10 protein-coding genes are annotated in these 15,112 nt (G+C 64.3%); 4 read left to right on the top strand and 6 right to left on the bottom strand.

Features of this window, described 5'->3' with window-relative positions:
- Positions 1-248: 248 nt before the first annotated feature.
- Positions 249-956, bottom strand: a complete 708-nt coding sequence (locus SLT36_RS21195) for a LysE family translocator (protein ID WP_432284288.1) — start codon at positions 954-956, stop codon at positions 249-251.
- A gap of 169 nt (positions 957-1,125) precedes the next feature.
- On the bottom strand, positions 1,126-1,785 hold the full coding sequence (locus tag SLT36_RS21190) for a response regulator (RefSeq protein WP_432284287.1): 660 nt from the start codon (positions 1,783-1,785) through the stop codon (positions 1,126-1,128).
- 132 nt (positions 1,786-1,917) lie between these two features.
- Between SLT36_RS21190 and SLT36_RS21185 the strand changes: the two genes are divergently transcribed.
- Positions 1,918-3,684 (top strand): ATP-binding protein, encoded by a 1,767-nt coding sequence (locus SLT36_RS21185; RefSeq protein ID WP_432284286.1) that lies wholly within the window; start codon positions 1,918-1,920, stop codon positions 3,682-3,684.
- Between the two features lie 116 nt (positions 3,685-3,800).
- Here SLT36_RS21185 and SLT36_RS21180 read toward each other — a convergent pair whose 3' ends face one another.
- From SLT36_RS21180 to SLT36_RS21165, 4 genes are all read right to left on the bottom strand, one after another.
- Positions 3,801-4,727: an IS110 family transposase gene (locus SLT36_RS21180; RefSeq protein ID WP_432284230.1), complete on the bottom strand. Its 927-nt coding sequence runs from the start codon at positions 4,725-4,727 to the stop codon at positions 3,801-3,803.
- A 443-nt stretch (positions 4,728-5,170) separates the two neighbouring features.
- On the bottom strand, positions 5,171-6,508 hold the full coding sequence (locus tag SLT36_RS21175) for a purine-cytosine permease family protein (RefSeq protein WP_432284285.1): 1,338 nt from the start codon (positions 6,506-6,508) through the stop codon (positions 5,171-5,173).
- 108 nt (positions 6,509-6,616) lie between these two features.
- Positions 6,617-8,626, bottom strand: coding sequence for a hydantoinase B/oxoprolinase family protein (locus SLT36_RS21170; RefSeq protein WP_432284284.1), 2,010 nt, complete (start codon positions 8,624-8,626; stop codon positions 6,617-6,619).
- A 47-nt stretch (positions 8,627-8,673) separates the two neighbouring features.
- On the bottom strand, positions 8,674-10,734 hold the full coding sequence (locus tag SLT36_RS21165) for a hydantoinase/oxoprolinase family protein (protein WP_432284283.1): 2,061 nt from the start codon (positions 10,732-10,734) through the stop codon (positions 8,674-8,676).
- A 594-nt stretch (positions 10,735-11,328) separates the two neighbouring features.
- Here SLT36_RS21165 and SLT36_RS21160 point away from each other — a divergent pair.
- The 3 genes from SLT36_RS21160 (at position 11,329) to SLT36_RS21150 (ending at position 14,475) form a co-directional block, all read left to right on the top strand.
- On the top strand, positions 11,329-12,486 hold the full coding sequence (locus SLT36_RS21160; protein ID WP_432284282.1) for a transporter substrate-binding domain-containing protein: 1,158 nt from the start codon (positions 11,329-11,331) through the stop codon (positions 12,484-12,486).
- Positions 12,487-12,652: 166 nt separating this feature from the next.
- A complete protein-coding gene (locus SLT36_RS21155; RefSeq protein ID WP_432284281.1) occupies positions 12,653-13,309 on the top strand; it encodes an ANTAR domain-containing response regulator in 657 nt (218 codons plus the stop codon).
- Positions 13,310-13,788: 479 nt separating this feature from the next.
- Positions 13,789-14,475 carry a helix-turn-helix domain-containing protein gene (locus SLT36_RS21150; RefSeq protein WP_432284280.1) on the top strand — a complete coding sequence of 229 codons (687 nt, stop codon included), beginning with the start codon at positions 13,789-13,791 and terminating at the stop codon, positions 14,473-14,475.
- Positions 14,476-15,112: the final 637 nt, after the last annotated feature.

Raw genomic sequence — 15,112 nt, 5'->3', positions numbered from 1 at the left:
CGCTGCGCTCCTGCTCCGCCCTGGGATGACGAAGGAAGTGGGTGGTCTCCGCGGGCTTGGGAGGCGAGTCGGTTGCCGGGCGCCGCCTCCCAATTCGTCATCCTAGGGCTTGACCCTAGGATCCATGCCGTGAGGGTGAACAATCTGGGGCGGGTGGAAGAAAGAAGGCGTGCGTTCTGAACCGTCTTCGCACTGCCGCAATGTCGCGGCCGGGCGCATCGATGTATCGGCGTGAGGCATGATCAGGCTCAGATCTGGTGGCCGACCAGCGCCAGGCCGAGCCCGACAAGGATCGAGCCGCAGGCCTTGGGCACGATCCAGCCGGTATTGCCCGATGCGACGCGGGCAAGGGTGACCGAGGCGATGCCGACGGCGGCGACGTCGGCGACTGAGAACACCAGGTTGACGAACATGCCGAGCAGCAGGAACTGCAGCCAGACAGGCAAGGCGGCTGCCGGATCGACGAATTGCGGCAGGAAGGTCAGGAAGAACAAGGCGGTCTTCGGGTTGAGGATCTCGACGATGATGCTGTCGCGCAGGCTTTGTGACGCGAGACTTTGTGACGCGAGGCTGGGCGAGGCCAGGCTTTGTGACGGGAGGCCGGGCGAGGCGAGGCCGGGCGACGCGAGGTTGGGCGAGGCGAGACTGGCAACGTCGCCATGCGATTTGCCCCAGCCCATGAACATCGACAGGCCGAGCCAGACGAGATAGGCGGCACCGGCAAGCTTGATCGCCTCGAAAAGCATCGGCGCCTGTTCGATCAGCGAGGCCAGGCCGATGGCCGCGGCAAGGATGTGGACGTAGCAGCCGATATGGACGCCGAACGCCGCCATCAGCCCGGCCCGGCGGCCGAGCGCCACCGTCTGCGCCGTCATGTAGAGGATTGCCGGCCCCGGCATGCAGGCGAAGGCCAGCGTTGCCAGGGCAAACGGCAACAACTGCTGCAGCGACGACATGTCGGCTCCTCCCAAATGATGCGATCGCTGGGAGGAATAGGCTGGGCCATCAGGCGAAAACATACGGCATGTGGCGTATATCGACCGCCCGTCGCCTCAGCTAAATAGTTGATGGTTAAAGAGATATTGACGTGATGTCGGGCGCCGTCAGGGCGCTGCGCGGCAGCCTTCAGGCTGTCGGCAAACCCAGGCGAACCGCATAGGCGGTCAGTTCGGCGGCGCTGTGGAGATTGAGCTTGCCCATCAGGTTTTCGCGGTGCTTGCGCGCCGTCGCCGGGCTGATGCCCAGCCGCTCGGCGATTTCGCGCGCCGTCAGCCCTTGCGCCACCAGAGCGAGGATTTCGCGCTCGCGCCGGGTCAGCGGCACCGGCGACAGGATGTCGGGCACCGCGTGCTGCCTGCCGCTGCCGGACGCCTCGCCGACGGCGAAACGCACGCTGCGGGCAAGGTAGGTGCCGCCTTTCCTGACCACCTCGATCGCCTCGCCGAGTTCCTCGGGGTCGCCGTCCTTGGTCAGATAGCCGCTGGCGCCGGCCTCGACTGCGGCGCGCACCGTCCGCGGCTCGATATTGGCGGTCAGCACGATGATCTTCAGCCTGGGCACGAGCTCCCTGATGTCGGAGATGAACTGGATGCCGGCAACGCCGGGCATGCCGAGGTCGAGCAGCAACAGGTCGGCGCGGGTCTTGGTGACCTGATCCAGCAAGGCCTCGCCATCCGCTGCTTCCGCCACCACCGACATGTTGTCCATCGTCGAGATCAGCATCTTCAGCCCTTCGCGCACCAGCGCGTGGTCGTCGGCGAGGATGAAGGTGAGAGGGCGGTTCATGTGGTCACCATTGATGATGAAGCGATACGAATCGGCAGAACGCCAACTTATGGGAAATAAATTGTCGGTAGATCAACAGTCCCCGATGAGGAAAGCTTATGCGATCTTCATCCGGTACTTCAGGGGAATCGGATGCAGGAAGACAAGATACGCCAGGCTCTGGTCGAGCTTCTCTATCGCAATTCATATGGCGTGGTCATTTCCAACATCGTCATTTCGCTCGCCGCCGTCTATGTCCTGTCCGGCGGTATCTCGACGCCGTGGCTGGCCGGATGGCTCGGCACGCTCTATGCGCTGACGGCGTTGCGCGTCCTTGCCTCGCGCCGCTTCTTCAGCCGGCCGCGCGATGCCGCAACCATCATGCGCTGGGCCTGGCTGGCGGCCGGCTTTTCCTGGGTCTCGGGCCTGTTGTGGGGCATGTTCGGCTGGGTCGGCTTCATGCCCGAAGCGCCGCTTCTTCTGTCCTTCACCGTGGTGGTGCTCACCGGCCTGGTCTGCGGCACGGTGCCGTCGCTTTCGGCCTTTCCGCCGGCGCTGATCGGCTCGATCCTGGCCACCGTGCTGCCGGTCGCCGCCCGCGTCATCACCAGCAGCAGCGCGATTTCGGCGGGCTTTCTGTTCCTGCTCGTCTCGCTGGTGGTGATCAATTTCTACTACTGCCGCATCACCTACCGCATGTTGCGGGAGACGATCAGCCTGCGCCTGGAAAATGAACGGCTCGTCGAGCATCTGCAGGAGGAGCGCGACCGGGCGCAGACCGCCGACCGCGCCAAGACCCGCTTCCTGGCCGCGGCGAGCCACGATCTGCGCCAGCCGATCCATGCGCTCAGCCTTTTGGTGTCGACGATTGCCGTGCTGGCCAAACGCGGCAACGTGCCGGCCGAGCAGGCGCGCGGCCTCGCCGGCCGGGCCAAATCGATCATCGGCAATCTCAGCGGCCTGCTGAATGCGCTTCTCGACATCTCCAAGCTTGATGCCGGCATCGTCACGGTTGCCCGCGAAACCGTGTGCCTGCGCGAACTGTTCCGCGATTTCCGCGAGGAGTTCGCCACCGAGGCCAAGGAGCGTGGCCTGAAATGGCGGGTGGTCGACAGCCATCTGCTGGTCGAAAGCGACCCGATGATGCTGAAGCGCGTGCTGACCAACCTGGTCACCAACGCCTTCCGCTACACCAGGCAGGGCGGCGTCGTGCTCGGCTGCCGCAAGCGCGGCGGTTGCGTCGAGATCCAGGTCTGGGACAGCGGCCCCGGCATTCCAGACGACCAGCAGGCAGCGATCTTCGAGGAATTCGTGCAATTGCAGAACCCGGCGCGCGATCGCACGCAAGGGCTCGGCCTCGGCCTCGCCATCGTCCGCCGCACCGCCGGCTTGCTGAAGCACCCGCTGAAGCTGGTATCCAGACCGGGGCGCGGTTCGATGTTTTCGATCACCGTGCCGGAAGTCCGCGCCGCGAAGGCGCCGGTCCCGCAGCGCGAGACGCGGACTGAAGCCCTGACCGGCGGCATCATCGTCGTCGAGGACGAGAACGACATCCTCGAGGCGATGGAGCAATTGCTGACCATCGAGGGCCACCGCGTCTATGCCGGGCGCTCGGCGGCCGAGGCCCAGGCGGTGCATGCCGCCGCCGCCCTGCGCGGCGCGGCATCGGTCGACCTGATCATCTCGGATTATCGGCTGGCCCATGGCGCCACCGGGCTCGAGGCCATCCGCATGCTGAGCGCCTATCTCGGCCGCGCCGTGCCGTCGATCATCATCACCGGCGACACCTCGCCGTCGCGGCTGAAGGAGGTCAGCGCCGGCGGCAGCCGCATCCTGCACAAGCCGATCTCGGAAACCGAGCTCCGCCAGGCGATCGAGGCGGCATGGGCTGGGGCGGGGCGGCAGACGGCGGGGGAATGAGCCGGGCTGGCGGCGAACCTATGCCGTGACCTTGCGGCCGGGCACAAGCGGTCGAGAACGCGTGCTCGTTCTGCACCCGTCCCACATTCCTGGCCCTCACGGCATGGCAACTGTGTTCAAGCGAAGTGTTTTTGATCGCGGATCATGGCGTTGAGGATTGTGATGAGCTTTCGCGCGACGGCGATGATTGCGCATTTCTTTGATCCGGAGCGTTGGGCGATAGCCTGGTAGAAGGCCTTGAAGCGCTGGTTTGCGCGGATGGCGCCGAGGGCTGCCATATAGAGCGCCCGGCGTAACCTTGGCCGGCCGCCCCGGATGCTGCGCCGGCCGGTCCTTGTGCCGCTGTCGTTGTTGCAAGGCGCAAGGCCGGCGAGGCTGGCGATGGCCTTGGGCGAGATGGTTCCAAGTTCAGGCATGTGGGCCAAGAGGGTGATGGCGGTCACCTTGCCGATGCCTGGAGCGGAGGTCAGGCGCTCGGCCTGTTCGGCAAGCTCGTCCAGGGTTTCGATATGGCTGGCGATCTCGACCTCGAGGGCCGAGATGCGCTGGGACAGGCCAACGATTGCAGCTTCGATGTCGGCAAGCACGGTGATGTCGGTGGTTTCGTCGTGATGGCGCAGCTCGATCGCGCGCGCTGCGACCAGTTGGTCGCGGCGGCGGGCAAGGGCAACAAGCCGCTCACGCCCGGGGCATGGCGGCGTGTCGGCATCGGGGCAGAACATCGCCCCCATCTCGCTCAGGATGCGGGCATCGATGCGGTCGGTCTTGGCCAGGTGGCCGCGCGCCTGGGCGAAACGGCGCACCGTCATCGGATTGATGCGGACGCAAGCGATGCCGGCCTTGGCGAGCGCCTGGCGTAAAGCCCGGTCATGGTGCCCCGTCGCCTCGAGGACGACAAAGCTGTTTGGTGCCAGGCCGGCAGCGAAGCGGGCCAGAGCCGCAGCCTCGTTGGCCACCCGGCTGAAACGGCGGCTGAGCGGATCGAAGACATCAATCATCGCCTTGGCGATGTCGCAACCGATGTAACTGTGATGTATCGTCATGGAACCTCTTCCTGTGGTGCGAGGTCCGCGCCAACGGCCTCGTGCAACTGTGCAGGTTGACGGCAGGTGGTGCGGGAAGGGAGCCGAGCCAAGCCGCGGTCTGTCGTGTTCAGCACGACGACCAGGATCCTGACGGCCTCCTTCCCGCATTCATTCTACACCAAGCGCAACACACAGGATCCTAGGGTCAAGCCCTAGGATGACGAATTGGGAGGGCTGTGCTCGGCTACCCATCATCTCTCAAGCCTGCGGTGGCTCACAGCACCATCGTCATCCCAGGGTCAAGCCCTAGGATGACGAATTGGAGAGGCCGCTCGGCAGTCGGCTCTCCAACCAAGCCAACGGCGACAACGCCGTCCTGCGGCGGGACAATGCACGGTAAAAAACAATCCGGGCGCCGTCGCGGTCTCGATGGTCGAGACCGCGACGGCGCCCGGTTGGCCTCAGGAGGCGATGGCGACCGTTCGGATGCGCGACGACAGCGCCCAGAACAGCAGGAAGCTGCTGGTGACCGTCGCCGGTGCCGACAGCAGTTCGAGGTTGGGGATGGCGAGCAGGATGATGCCGATGGCAACAGCACCAAACCAGGCGACCATGCCGGGCGCGTAATAGGCCGGGAAGTCGTCGTCGGAACGGGCGCTTTCCTCGCCGGTGCCGTCATGTTGTCCGCACAAGATGTAGGCCAGCGCGACGCCGACCCAGGCGACGACGAAGATGCCCTGATAGGCGAGGGCGACGAGCAGATACTGGAAGATGTTGGCCAGCATGACGAAATAGACGATGACGCCGACAATGATCGCCCAGACATATTTCGGCATCTCCAGCTTGAACACCAGCCGGAAGAACGCCTGCATGTTGACCGTCGACAGGTAGAAATTGGTGGTGTTGATGCGCGTCTGGCTGATCCAGACGAACAGCAGGCCGAGCGCGCCCATCATCACGATCAGCGCCTTGACGACCGACACTTCCGAGGTCGCGCCTTCGAGCGGGATCGTCTGCACCAGGAAGATGCCGACCAGGCCGTTGACGAAATAGGTCAGCGTGTAGAAGGGCAGGCCGAAATTGAACACGGCGTGGTAGGTCTCGTCCTCCTTCTTGCCGAAGCGGGCGAAGTCGAAGGTGCACATCATCATCCACCAGACGCCCATGAAGGCGATGAAGACGTTGATCCAGCCATAGGGCGGGGCGCCGCCATCCGGCGTCATGGTCAGCCAGGCGTTGGAATAGCCGTAATGCGAGATGGCGTAGATCACCGTGCCCATCAGGCCGACAAGATAGAGCGGCAAAAGATAGCCGTTGAACTTGTCGAGCCAGTGCTGGACGCTGCCGAGGATCAGCGGCACGCTGTAGATGCAGACGATCAGGGCTGCGACTGCGAAGGTCAGGCCTTCGAAATAGTAGGTCGCAGCGGTGGCGATAACAGAGCCTTCGAACACCGCGTAATAGATGCTCGAGACCGCATAGATGAAGGTGGCGATCGCCGATCCGTAGCGGCCGAACAGCAACCGCGAAAACAGCGACACCGACAGGCCGGTCCTGATCGCGTAGCGGGTGATGACGGCATTGATCGCCGAGTACGAAATAACCGTCAGTATCAGGCCGATGATCGTATTGGCGGTGCCATAGATTTCGGCGAGCGTCGCCGAGATGATGAGAAAGAACATGGCGCTGCAGATCGCCCAGAAGGCCATCGTCAGATTGAGCTTGGGCATGCGGCCACTGGGTGGGACCGGCCGTTGCGAATAGTCGAGTTCCCCTGCGACATCGAGACTTCCAGACATGGTGCATCTCCGAATTTTTGTTTTTTGGCAGATTCTTGATTGTTGATTATGCAAACCCCGTTGGCGAAGAAGGCAGCAAGCCCACTGGAGCTTGCTGCCTTCCCTTGATCAGGCGACCTTCAGGGTCGCGTTGGCGGCCTGGCCCGATGCCGTCCAGTAGGGAACCGTCCGCCGCTTCAGCATCTCGCGGAACTCGGCGGTGGTCTTGGCAAGAAGCTCGCCCGAGCCCCAGTCGACGATGACGCCGTATTGCCGGATCAGGTCGAGCATGTTGAGCTTCTTGTCGCGGTAAAGCGCGGCGATCTTTTCGGCGTCCTCGTTGAGCCAGTCCTTGCGGTGGCTGGCGATGCGCGCCCGTTCGGCCAGCGTGGCGTTCTCGTCGATCTTGTATTCGTCGAGATCGAGATCGACGACATGGACGACGACGCCATAGTCCTTCTTCGCCCGCTCAACCGAGACATAACCTTCGACCACGTCGCTGAGCACGCTCTGGATATCGCGCTTGAGCGGATCGCCAAGGCCGCCGCCGCCGGCCGAGGGCCGCTGCACGGTGTCGCCCTGCTGCAGCGGCACGCCTGAGAACAGCGAACCGAGATAACGCTCCTTGTCCTGGCCGGGATTGACCCAGACGCCGTGCGGGATCGACGGCAAGCCGCCCCACAGGCCCCAGGTGATCGAGCGCTCGCGGTCGCAGCAATAAGACACCACCGTGCGTTCGCAGGCGTAGAGCGTGCCGCCCTTCTGGACGCCGAGGCCGCCGCGGAATTCGCCCGGGCCGCCGGAGTCGACCATCAGCTCGTGGCAGGTGGTGAGAACAGGCGACAGCCGCTCCTGGCCTTCGAAAGGCTGGGTGCCGAGCTGGACGCCGAACACCGGGCCGGTCGCCGCCCAGCCGTCACGGCCGTTGCGCGCGCCCCAGCCGCCGACCATCCAGTCGTACCACATGAAATAGGGCTTGCCTTCGTGACGCGTGTCGCGGCCGCCGATCAGGAGGTAGTCGAGGTTGAAGGTGCAGGCCATGGCGCGTTCCGGCAGCACTTCCGCCCAGAGCTCGAACACCGCGTTCATGATCTTTTCGAACGGACCGGAGGCAAAGCCCGCCACCGGGGTCGGCCATTCGGCATTGACCACCGAGCCGAGCGGGCCGGCATCGACTGTCACCACCCGGTAGAAGCCGGAGTTCATCGGAATGTCGGGCGACTGCATCTTGGTGCCGGCAACGACCGCGGCGAAGGCGCCGCCATAACAGCAGTTGAGGAACGAGCCGACCGTCTTGGGGTGGGAGCCGGTCAGGTCGTAATGGACCCGGTCGCCGTCGATTGTCATCTTGACCTTGATCGGCACCAGCCCTTCGCCCTCGTCGGGATCGACGTCGATGTAGTCGATGGTCTCCCAGGTGCCGTCGGGCAGCTCGGAGATGCGCTGGCGCGTCATGTCCTCGACATAGTCCTGGACCTCGTTGAACGACTTCTTGATCGTGTCGACGCCATATTTGTCGCACAGGCGCTGGATTTCGCGCTCGGCCAGGCGGCAGGCTTCGGCCTGGGCCTGGAGATCGCCGATGATGTCGCTGGGCGCACGCGTGTTGTGGGCGATCAGCTCGGCGACGTCGGAGAGATAGACGCCCTTGCTGTAGACCCGGACCGGTGTGATGCGCAGGCCCTCGGCCATGTGGTCGAGCGCGTTGACGTTGAACGAGCCGGGCACCGCGCCGCCGACATCGGCCCAGTGGCCGTTGGCCTGGGCGAAGCCGAGCAGCTCGCCCTTGTAGAACATCGGCGCAAACAGGCGGGTGTCGTTGAAGTGGGTGCCGCCCTGGTAGACGTCGTTGATGACGAAGACGTCGCCCGGATGCACGTCATGGCCGAACTTCTTGATCACCGCCTTGGCGGTCAGGTGCAGCGTGCCGACGTGAGCGGCGATGTCGCCGCTGCCTTGCATGATGGTGTCGCCGGTCGGGTCGCACAGCGCCGAGGAGAAGTCGCGGGAGTAGATGACGAAGGAGTAGCAGGTGCGCAGGATCTGCTCCGCCATCTGGTCGACGATGTTGACATAGGCGTTCTTCAGGACCTCGAAGGTAACCGGATCGAGCGTACGGCGATCTTTTCTAGGTGCCATTTCCAATCTCCAATTCAGAATTTGCGTGAGGGCTAAAGCTCGGTCGTTCAGGACTGCTGCGGGACGTGCATCCTGATGATCAGGTACTCGTCGACCTCGGCCTTGATCCCGGGCGGCACGACGATGGTCGAGTCGAGCTGGTCGATGATGGCGGGGCCGGCGACGACGGCGCCCGCATGCAGGGTCGAGCGGTCATAGACCGGGGTCTTGATGCGCTCCGGCGCTTCGTCGAAGCGGACAAGGCGTTCACCGACCGGGGCCGGCAAAGGTGCTGTGCGCAGTTCGTGTTTCGCCAGCTCCGCCTTGCGGTTGAGGCCGGTGGCCTTGACCTGGATGCGGCACACTTCGACAGGGGCGTCGGGCCTCGAATAATTGTGCTCGCGGCCATGCTCCTCATGGAACTGGCGGACGGCCTCGTCGAGATTTTCGATGTCGGCGCTGACCGGGATCGACATCGAGCGCCACTGGCCGAGATAGCGCATGTCGATGTAGCGCTGGAACAGCATCTGCTCGGGCGAGATGTCTTCGCTCAGCAGGCGGTCGTGGCCGTCTTCTTCGAGCAGGCGGAAGGCGCTGTTGAGCTCGGCCATGTCGATGTCGCTGACCGTGTCGGTGTACATCTGGGTGATGTCGTGGGTGATGTCGACGAGCAGGCAGCCCATGGCCGAGGTGACGCCGGGATTTGGCGGGATCAAGACGACGGGGATGTAGAGGTCGCGGGCGAGTGCCACGCCATGCAGGGCACCGGCGCCGCCGAAGGCCACCAGCGCGAAGTCGCGTGGATCGTAGCCCTTGCGCAGCGACACCAGCCGCACCGCATCCGCCATGTTGGCGTTGGCGACCTTGAGGATCGACAGTGCCGCCTGTTCCGCATCCATGCCGAACGGTTCGGCGATGACGCGGTTGATGGCGCTTTCCGCCAGCTTGACGTCGAGTTCGACCCTGCCGCCGGCGAGCTTGGTGCCGAGGCGGCCGAGATAGACATTGGCGTCGCAGTTGGTCGGCTCGGTGCCGCCCTGGTTGTAGCACACCGGTCCCGGCGTCGAGCCGGCCGATTGCGGTCCGTTGCGCAGCGCACCCGCCGCATCGCGCCAGGCCAGCGAGCCGCCGCCGGCGCCGATGGTCAATACCTCGATGCTGGGGAAGCGGATCGGATAGCCATATTCGACATGCCAGTCATTGGTGACGTGGAGGTGGCCGTCGGAGCACAGGCTGATGTCGGTGCTGGTGCCGCCCATGTCGAGGCTGATCGAGTTCTTGTAGCCGGCAAGCTCGGAGATGAAGCGGCTGGCAATGGCGCCGGCAGCGATGCCCGATGCCGCCAGGCGCGCGGCAAACTTGGTGGCGCCCTTGGCTGTCATGACGCCGCCGCCGGAATGCAGCAAAAGCACGTCGCCGGCGTAACCGCCGTCCTGCATGCGGCTTTCGAGCTCGGCGCCATACTGGCCGGCGACCGGTCCGAGCACGGTGTTGGCGACCGTGGTGTTGAAGCGCTCATGCTCGAAGATCTCGGGCATGATGTCGCTCGACAGCGAGATCGACACGCCGGGCAGCTCCTCGAGCAGGATGTCGCGCATGCGCTGCTCGTTTGCGGGATTGACGAAGGAATTGACGAAGCAGATGGCGACGTTGTTGACGTTGCGCTTTTTGATGACGCGGGCAAGCTCGCGCGCCTCGGCTTCGTTGACGCCTTCGATGACCTTGCCCGAATAGTCGATGCGCTCCGACACCACCAGGCGGTCGCGGCGCGGCAGATAGGGCGGGGCCATTTCCTTGTAGGTGTCCCAGAGATCGTCACGCGTGCCGCGGCGGATTTCGATGACGTCGCGAAAACCCTTGGTCGTGACCATGATCGCCGGCGGGAAGCGGCGGGTGATCAGCGCATTGGTGGCAAGCGTCGTGCCATGCGAGAACAGGATGATGTCGCGCAGCGCGACGCCGCCCGCCTCGATGCCCTTGAGCACGCCGTCGATCGGGTCCGGCGTCGTCGGCGTCTTGGCGACATGGATCTTGCCGGAAGCCTCGTTCAGGATGCACACATCGGTGAATGTGCCGCCCACATCGCAGGCCACACGCACCGCAGTGCCAAATGTCTCTACCTTGTTCACGTCCAGTTCCTCCTCAGGCTGATTGGTGTTGTCGTGCTTCCGCCGGGCGGAGCCGTTTTGGCAAAGCTCCGCACGTCTGGAATCCTTGCGGAATCCCAGGGAATTCGGGGGGCGAGCGACCAATGTCGCTCGAGACGGCAATGGGTATTGTCAGCGTCGTTGCTGTCTGCGCAGCCGAAGAGATAAGGCGCGCAGCGCACTGGTGGTAAAACGCAAAAAGGCTCCGGCGGAGATAACCCGCGGGAGCCTTTTTGCTCTGGTCTCAGCCCGCAGCGTTGCAGGCCTGATGGGAATGATCATCCGCAACTTCAGAATTTCTGTCAACTGGCTTTTCGCGAGATCGGCGCAAGATCGGGCAAAGCCGGCTATTCAGCGCTTTGCCGGCGCCGACGTTATTGCTGGCTCCGGGCCATGACGCGGGATGACGCCGGGCAGGGCGGCAAGCGAGTTGACGGGACAGGTGGCTTCAGGCACAGTTTACGCAAGGACAGCGATGTCCCTCGGTCGAGCAAAGGCGCTTGCTGCGGTTTCCCGCGCTGGGCGCTTTTTTTGTGTCGAGTTCGCGGATGGACAATCTGACGGAGTTGGCAATTGATGGCGACAAGAACCGAGGAGCCGATGAAGGTCGGCGTGTTGTTCTCCCAGACCGGCGTCACTTCGGTGATGGAACGCTCGATGCTGAATGCGACGCTGTTTGCCATCGACGAGGTCAATGAAGCAGGCGGCATCAACGGCCGTGAGCTCGTTGCCGTCCATTACGATCCGGCCTGCGATGCGGTCGCCTATAACAGGCTCGCCAACAAACTGCTCGTCGAGGACGGCGTCCGGATCATCTTCGGCTGCTACATGTCGAGCACGCGCAAGGCGGTGCTGAAGGCGGTCGAGCACCGCAACGGGCTGCTCTGCTATCCCGCGCAATATGAGGGCTTCGAATATTCGCGCAACGCCATCTATTGCGGTGCTGCCCCCAACCAGAACAGCGTGCAGCTTGGCGAGCATCTGCTCAACCATGTAGGCACCCGCTTCTACATGGTCGGCTCCGACTACATCTGGCCGCGCGAGTCCGACCGCATCATGAACGAGATGCTTTTGAAGCATGGCGGCGAGGTGGCTGGCCGCGGCTATCTCAAGCTCGATGCCAGGCGCTCGGCCTACAAGCCGCTGGTGGCCGATATCAAGCGCAGGCAGCCTGATGTGATCTTCTGCAATTTCGTCGGCGAAAGCATCGTCCATTTCTACCAGGCCTTCGCCGAAGCCGGCCTCGACGCCGGGGCGATGCCGATCGCCAGCCTGACCACCAGCGAAACCGACATCCAGGCGATGGGCATCGACGTCGGCGCCGGCCACATCACCTCGGCCAGCTATTTCCAGTCGGTCGGCGGGCTGACGAACGAACGCTGCGTCGAGCGCTACAGGAAGAGGTTCGGCAGCGATGCGGTGACCAACATGTGCTGGGAGGCGGCCTATTTCCAGGTCCATGTCGTGGCCAATGCGCTGCGCAAGACAGGCACCGACGATGTCGAGACGCTCAGGCCGGCCATTCTCGGCTCGGAATTCGACGCCCCGCAAGGGCGCATCCGCATCGACCCCGACAATGCCCATACCCATGTCTGGCCGCGGGTGGCGCGGGCGCGCGAGGACGGCCAGTTCGAGATCCTGTCGAAATCGGCAACGGCCATCCGCCCCGATCCCTATCTCGCCAGCTACAATCCCGAGGAATGGGGGGAGCGCCTGGCCATGCATTCCTTATGACCCGTGCTGGGAGGCACGGGACAACATGACACTGTGCTGGGAGGCACGGGACTGCAGCGACATGACCCTGTGCCGAGGGGCATGGGAACAAGAAACCGCCCGACATCCGGGCAAACGACACCCTGGGCAAGCGTTGTTAGCGACGACATTGCCGTAATGAGGACCAATGGTATCACGTAGCCCCAACGTGGCGCCGCATGACGGATCAGCGCCGATCCAGATCAAGGACATACGCTCGCTGCGTGTGCTTTTGCTGCAGCCCAAGAGCAGCGAGGGCGAGGAGCTTTGGCAGCACCTCAACCGCATCGGCTGCCAGGTCCAGACCAACTGGCCGCCGCCGGCCGAGATTCCCGCCAATATCGACGTGGTGTTCGCCTTCATCCGCCCGCTCGTCGAAGGCGGCATCAGCTGGAACTGGAACGCCGACGATCCGCCGGCGGTGCTGATCGCCATCGTCGACTATGAGAACCCGATCATCGTCGAGAAGGTACTGCGGCTCAGGGCGCAGGCGGTGATCGGCCTGCCGCTCCGGACCTTCGGCATCCTTGCCAACATCCTTCTGAGCGTCAACAACCACAGGCGCGAGGCGCGGCTGCGCATCCGTGTCGATCGGCTCTCCGCCAAGCTCAAGGCGCATCGTGACATCGACAAGGCCAAGGAGATCCTGATGGCCGCCAACAAGGTGTCGGAACAGGTCGCCTATGAGACCTTGCGCGAGCAGGCGATGAACAAGCGCACCACCATCGAGGCGATCGCGCTTGCCATCATCAACGCCAGCGACGCGCTCAGGCTGCCGATGAAGGAGCCGGTCGACGCCGCCTGAGCCTGCGATGGACCGATGCGCGCCGTCGGTCCTTTTCGCGCAGCAGGGCAGGACGACCCCGTTGCCGCATCGATGCCGCTGCGCCGGCCCCGGCAATGCATGGTAGCAAGCCGTCGCGGCAACCTGTTGCCGGCCGCGTGGCCGCCAACTTCTCCCGCCGAAATGACATTGACATGACCGCGTAAATCCCTGACGCTTCCTGCCATCGCGCCCGCACCGATGCGGGCCGATGGCAGAGCAAAAAAGCTCCCGCGGGTCACCCCGCCGGGAGCTTTTTGCGTTTCGGCGGCCAGCGCCGGTCGCCTGGCCTTGTCGCCGCGCGCGGCGCAGGCGCGATAGCTGCCGCAATGCCTGAATTTTTGGGGATGGCGGCCGGCCGTGACGACGACCGCGGCCAGCAAGATCGGCAAGCGACGTCGGCGAAGGACAGCGGCCAGCGACAGTGACCGACGACGGCAACATGACGGGAGGTGGCGAGAATGACGACGACCGGCCTCGAGTTAGGCGGACGAGACTCCGAAACCGGCGCGCGCGACATGCCGGACGCGGCACCTGCCTTGAACCAGGACCCGCACGCTGTGCGCGGCGCGACCGGCAACCGGCTCGAAATGGCGATCGGCCGCGAGGTCCGGGCCTGCAGGCGCAAGCATGGCATGACCATCATCGAGCTGGCGCGGGCCGCCGGCCTGTCGCTCGGCATGATGTCGAAGATCGAAAACGGCATCATCTCGGCGTCGCTGACCACGCTGCATCAGCTGTCGCGCGCCCTGGCCGTGCCGCTGAGCGCACTGCTGAAGCCGTCCGAGGAGGTGCGCGACGCCAGGTTCGTCAAGGCCGGTGTGCCAACCGAGCGCTGCGGCACACGCGCCGGTCATCGCCCGCTCGGCCATGTCGTCCCTGATGCCGCAGGTGTGTCGGTCGAACCCTGTCTCGTTTTCCTGACCGATGACGCCGACCGCCCCGCCTTGCGCCAGCATGCCGGCACGACATTCATCTATCTGCTGGAAGGCGAGATGGTCTGGCGCCACGGCATGGAACTTTACCGCATGGCCCCTGATGACAGCCTGTTCTTCGACGCAGCCGCCCCGCACGGCCCCGATCAGCTGCTGACGCTGCCGGTGCGCTACCTCTCGGTTGCGTCATGGCGGCCGTCCAGAAAGGGCTGAGCGAGGCCGGGCCGCATTCCATCGCCCACGATTCGCCTGGGCATGGCTGTGGCGCGAGGATGAGGGACCTGTGGCGGGTGGAAGGTGCAGGCGTTCTGAACCGTCTGTGCGCTGCCGCCAGGTCACGGCATGGCAACTGTGTTCAAGCGGGCAAACAAGCGGCAACACTCCCACCACCCCTTCGTCATCCTAGGGCGAAGTAGGAGCGCAGCTCCGTCGCGTAGACCCTACGATCCATTCCGTGACGTTGTCGCTGGGCTCAAGCGGTCAAGAACGCCTGCTCTTTCCTGCACCCGTATCAGTCTCCTCACCACTTTGCTCCTGCTTCGCCCTAGGATGACGAAGGGGTGGGTGGTCGCGGTGGTCTTGGCTTGCCGGACAGTCCCCTCCATTTCGTCATCCATGCCGTGAGGGCGGGAATGTGGGACGGGTGGAGAAAGGGCAGCCTGAACCGTGTGTACGCTGCCGCGAGGTCACGGCATGGATCCCAGGGTCTCCGCGTCGCTGCGCTCCTGCTCCGCCCTAGGATGACGAAGGGGGCGTGAGGCCAATTGTCAGTGGGGCGATTGGCGGAGATCTCCTGGCGAGGCTCTGCGGTTGCCACGAGCTCCTGCCAAAAGCCAGCCCTGAAGCCTGC

Source organism: Aminobacter sp. BA135 (genome assembly GCF_050859125.1).
GTDB lineage: Bacteria > Pseudomonadota > Alphaproteobacteria > Rhizobiales > Rhizobiaceae > Aminobacter > Aminobacter ciceronei.
This window is presented reverse-complemented; position numbering and strand designations above follow the sequence as displayed.